General features: G+C 54.7%; 3 rRNA genes. All 3 read right to left on the bottom strand.

Features of this window, described 5'->3' with window-relative positions:
• Positions 1-13: 13 nt before the first annotated feature.
• A 5S ribosomal RNA gene (rrf, locus tag ACZ402_RS20260) occupies positions 14-130 on the bottom strand.
• Positions 131-241: 111 nt separating this feature from the next.
• A 23S ribosomal RNA gene (locus tag ACZ402_RS20255) occupies positions 242-3,343 on the bottom strand.
• Positions 3,344-3,764: 421 nt separating this feature from the next.
• Positions 3,765-5,289: ribosomal RNA gene (locus ACZ402_RS20250) — 16S ribosomal RNA — on the bottom strand.
• The 16S, 23S and 5S rRNA genes sit together here, the layout of an rRNA operon.
• Positions 5,290-5,550 lie beyond the last annotated feature (261 nt).

Raw genomic sequence — 5,550 nt, 5'->3', positions numbered from 1 at the left:
TTGACTAAAAGGAGTCCGGCGGTGTCCTACTCTCCCACAGGGTCCCCCCTGCAGTACCATCGGCGCTGTGAGGCTTAGCTTCCGGGTTCGGAATGTGACCGGGCGTTTCCCTCACGCTATGGCCGCCGAAACACTATTGATGTTTCAATCAAACCTAGGTTCACACGTGTGTGTGATCGAAGGTGGTTCTCGACCGTACATCGAGAACCACTCAGTGGACGCAAGCACCAACGAACGGTGTGTTATCAAGTCATCGGCTTATTAGTACCAGTCAGCTGCACACGTTACCGTGCTTCCACATCTGGCCTATCAACCCAGTAGTCTGGCTGGGAGCCTCTCACCCGAAGGTATGGAAGTCTCATCTTGAGGCCGGCTTCCCGCTTAGATGCTTTCAGCGGTTATCCATCCCGAACGTAGCTAATCAGCGGTGCTCCTGGCGGAACAACTGACACACCAGAGGTTCGTCCAACCCGGTCCTCTCGTACTAGGGTCAGATCCTCTCAAACTTCCTACGCGCGCAGCGGATAGGGACCGAACTGTCTCACGACGTTCTAAACCCAGCTCGCGTACCGCTTTAATGGGCGAACAGCCCAACCCTTGGGACCTACTCCAGCCCCAGGATGCGACGAGCCGACATCGAGGTGCCAAACCATGCCGTCGATATGGACTCTTGGGCAAGATCAGCCTGTTATCCCCGAGGTACCTTTTATCCGTTGAGCGACAGCGCTTCCACAAGCCACTGCCGGATCACTAGTCCCGACTTTCGTCCCTGCTCGACCTGTCAGTCTCACAGTCAAGCTCCCTTGTGCACTTACACTCGCCACCTGATTGCCAACCAGGTTGAGGGAACCTTTGGGCGCCTCCGTTACTTTTTGGGAGGCAACCGCCCCAGTTAAACTACCCACCAGGCACTGTCCCTGAACCGGATTACGGTTCGAAGTTAGATATCCAGAGTGACCAGAGTGGTATTTCAACAATGACTCCACGGTAACTGGCGTCACCGCTTCAAAGTCTCCCACCTATCCTACACAAGCCACACCGAACACCAATACCAAGCTGTAGTAAAGGTCACGGGGTCTTTCCGTCCTGCTGCGCGTAACGAGCATCTTTACTCGTAATGCAATTTCGCCGAGTTCGCGGTTGAGACAGTTGGGAAGTCGTTACGCCATTCGTGCAGGTCGGAACTTACCCGACAAGGAATTTCGCTACCTTAGGATGGTTATAGTTACCACCGCCGTTTACTGGGGCTTAAATTCTCAGCTTCGCCTTGCGGCTAACCGGTCCTCTTAACCTTCCAGCACCGGGCAGGCGTCAGTCCGTATACATCGTCTTGCGACTTGGCACGGACCTGTGTTTTTAGTAAACAGTCGCTACCCACTAGTCTCTGCGGCCTCCAAACGCTTTCGGAGCAAGTCCTAATACGTCGAAGGCCCCCCTTCTCCCGAAGTTACGGGGGCATTTTGCCGAGTTCCTTAACCACGATTCTCTCGATCTCCTTGGTATTCTCTACCTGACCACCTGAGTCGGTTTGGGGTACGGGCGGCTAGAACCTCGCGTCGATGCTTTTCTCGGCAGCATAGGATCATCCACTTTTTATCCGCATCGTGTCTCAGCCTCATGAGTCACGGATTTGCCTATGACTCGGCCTACGCACTTGCACCAGGACAACCATCGCCTGGCTTGGACTACCTTCCTGCGTCACACCTGTTAATACGCTAACCGCACCAGCATGGGGTCACGTGCTCCCCTCCACGGTGTCACCCGAAGGTGACGATGTGAAGGCTCGGACGTTTAGCACCACTGGATTAGCTTGGGCGGTTCTTCGCCGGTACGGGAATATCAACCCGTTGTCCATCGACTACGCCTGTCGGCCTCGCCTTAGGTCCCGACTTACCCAGGGAAGATTAGCTTGACCCTGGAACCCTTGGTCTTTCGGAGGACGTGTTTCTCACACGTCATTCGCTACTCATGCCTGCATTCTCACTCGTGTAGCCTCCACGGCTGGTTTCCACCGCCGCTTCGCTGGCCACACGACGCTCTCCTACCCATCAACACGGCTGGACCACGAAGGCCTACCAATAATGTCAATGCCACAACTTCGGTGGCGTGCTTGAGCCCCGTTACATTGTCGGCGCGGAATCACTTGACCAGTGAGCTATTACGCACTCTTTCAAGGGTGGCTGCTTCTAAGCCAACCTCCTGGTTGTCAGAGCAACTCCACATCCTTTCCCACTTAGCACGCGCTTTGGGACCTTAGTTGGTGGTCTGGGTTGTTTCCCTCTCGACTATGAAGCTTATCCCCCACAGTCTCACTGCTGCGCTCTCACTTACCGGCATTCGGAGTTTGGCTGACGTCAGTAACCTTGTAGGGCCCATCGGCCATCCAGTAGCTCTACCTCCGGCAAGAAACACGCAACGCTGCACCTAAATGCATTTCGGAGAGAACCAGCTATCACGAAGTTTGATTGGCCTTTCACCCCTATCCACAGCTCATCCCCTCAGTTTTCAACCTAAGTGGGTTCGGTCCTCCACGACGTCTTACCGTCGCTTCAACCTGGCCATGGATAGATCACTTCGCTTCGGGTCTAGGACATGCGACTGAATCGCCCTATTCAGACTCGCTTTCGCTACGGCTACCCCACACGGGTTAACCTCGCCACATATCGCTAACTCGCAGGCTCATTCTTCAAAAGGCACGCTGTCACACCTACCAGGGGTGCTCCAACGGTTTGTAAGCAAACGGTTTCAGGTACTATTTCACTCCCCTCCCGGGGTACTTTTCACCTTTCCCTCACGGTACTTGTCCGCTATCGGTCATCTGGGAGTATTTAGGCTTATCAGGTGGTCCTGACAGATTCACACGGGATTTCACGGGCCCCGTGCTACTTGGGATACTCTCCACGCCAGAACACGCATTTCGACTACGGGGTTGGCACCCTCTATGACCGGCCTTTCAAGACCGTTCGTCTATACGCTTCTGTAACGTCGCCAGTTCGGCAGAACTGACTGGTGAGTCCCACAACCCCGAATATGCAACTCCTGCCGGATATCACACACACTCGGTTTAGCCTGATCCGGTTTCGCTCGCCACTACTAACGGAATCGCGGTTGCTTTCTCTTCCTGTGGGTACTGAGATGTTTCACTTCCCCACGTTCCCTCTACCCGCCCTATATATTCAGGCGGGAGTCACTAGGTCGGCACGCCGCCCAGCGGGGTTTCCCCATTCGGACACCCTCGGATCAAAACTTGCTTATCAGTTCCCCGAGGCTTATCGCAGATTGCTACGTCCTTCTTCGGCTCCAGATGCCAAGGCATCCACCGTTTGCTCTTAAAGACTTGAAATCACATGAGTTCGAATCAAAAACTCGACCCCACCCGAAGGCGGGATCAGAAATTGACTAATGATCTTTAAGATCATCTTGCGCAACCAATCCGAAGATCAGTTGCAAGATGCTCGCGTCCACTGTGTAGTTCTCAAAGTACGGGCGGTACCCTTCACCGCTTCCCCATCGGGGAAACAACGAAAGGCCCAGAGTAACCAAATGCTTCCAACCCGAAGGTCAAAGCGCATCCGGTCCCTCAGGACCCAACAGCGTGCAGGTGCGACATCCGTCACCCTCCCCGTTCCAACCACCGAAGCGGCGTACTGAAGAAGAACAACATCCTTCGCACCATGTCAAATGTTCCACCCATGAGCTCCCAGCGAAGAACGTACGCCTTCGATCTGGGTTCTGGACACCCGAAAGTGTCAGATGCTCCTTAGAAAGGAGGTGATCCAGCCGCACCTTCCGGTACGGCTACCTTGTTACGACTTAGTCCTAATTACCGATCCCACCTTCGACGGCTCCCTCCACAAGGGTTAGGCCACCGGCTTCAGGTGTTACCGACTTTCATGACTTGACGGGCGGTGTGTACAAGACCCGGGAACGTATTCACCGCAGCGTTGCTGATCTGCGATTACTAGCGACTCCGACTTCATGAGGTCGAGTTGCAGACCTCAATCCGAACTGGGACCGGCTTTTTGGGATTCGCTCCACCTCACGGTATTGCAGCCCTTTGTACCGGCCATTGTAGCATGCGTGAAGCCCAAGACATAAGGGGCATGATGATTTGACGTCATCCCCACCTTCCTCCGAGTTGACCCCGGCAGTATCCCATGAGTTCCCACCATTACGTGCTGGCAACATAGAACGAGGGTTGCGCTCGTTGCGGGACTTAACCCAACATCTCACGACACGAGCTGACGACAACCATGCACCACCTGTTTACGAGTGTCCAAAGAGTTGACCATTTCTGGCCCGTTCTCGTATATGTCAAGCCTTGGTAAGGTTCTTCGCGTTGCATCGAATTAATCCGCATGCTCCGCCGCTTGTGCGGGTCCCCGTCAATTCCTTTGAGTTTTAGCCTTGCGGCCGTACTCCCCAGGCGGGGAACTTAATGCGTTAGCTGCGTCACGGAATCCGTGGAATGGACCCCACAACTAGTTCCCAACGTTTACGGGGTGGACTACCAGGGTATCTAAGCCTGTTTGCTCCCCACCCTTTCGCTCCTCAGCGTCAGTTACGGCCCAGAGATCTGCCTTCGCCATCGGTGTTCCTCCTGATATCTGCGCATTCCACCGCTACACCAGGAATTCCAATCTCCCCTACCGCACTCTAGTCTGCCCGTACCCACTGCAGGCCCGAGGTTGAGCCTCGGGATTTCACAGCAGACGCGACAAACCGCCTACGAGCTCTTTACGCCCAATAATTCCGGATAACGCTTGCGCCCTACGTATTACCGCGGCTGCTGGCACGTAGTTAGCCGGCGCTTTTTCTGCAGGTACCGTCACTTTCGCTTCTTCCCTGCTAAAAGAGGTTTACAACCCGAAGGCCGTCATCCCTCACGCGGCGTTGCTGCATCAGGCTTCCGCCCATTGTGCAATATTCCCCACTGCTGCCTCCCGTAGGAGTCTGGGCCGTGTCTCAGTCCCAGTGTGGCCGGTCACCCTCTCAGGCCGGCTACCCGTCGACGCCTTGGTGAGCCATTACCTCACCAACAAGCTGATAGGCCGCGAGCCCATCCCCAACCGAAAAATCTTTCCAAACGCAGACCATGCGGTCACGTCACATATCCAGTATTAGACGCCGTTTCCAGCGCTTATCCCAGAGTCAGGGGCAGGTTGCTCACGTGTTACTCACCCGTTCGCCACTGATCCCACAGAGCAAGCTCCGTGTTCACCGTTCGACTTGCATGTGTTAAGCACGCCGCCAGCGTTCATCCTGAGCCAGGATCAAACTCTCCGTAAAAAGAAATTGCATACAACCCGGGGAAAAACCAGGCCGCAGCGAGTTTGAAACTGACCAAAGAGATGACATCATTGCTGACTTCATCCGAATGCCAACCCCCCAAAAGGAGTTGGTCTTTGATCCAAAGGAATTCTCACCCAGCCGAAGCTGAACGAGGATAATTTGGCATTTGACAAGTGCACGCTGTTGAGTTCTCAAGGATCGGATGCTCCCACGACCCAGCCATCACAACCAGGCCCGCAGGGCAACTTCTCTATCTTA

It is taken from the genome of Cellulosimicrobium sp. NPDC030954, from assembly GCF_055571305.1.
Note: the sequence above shows the minus strand (reverse complement) of the source record. Positions and strands in the feature narration are given on the sequence as shown.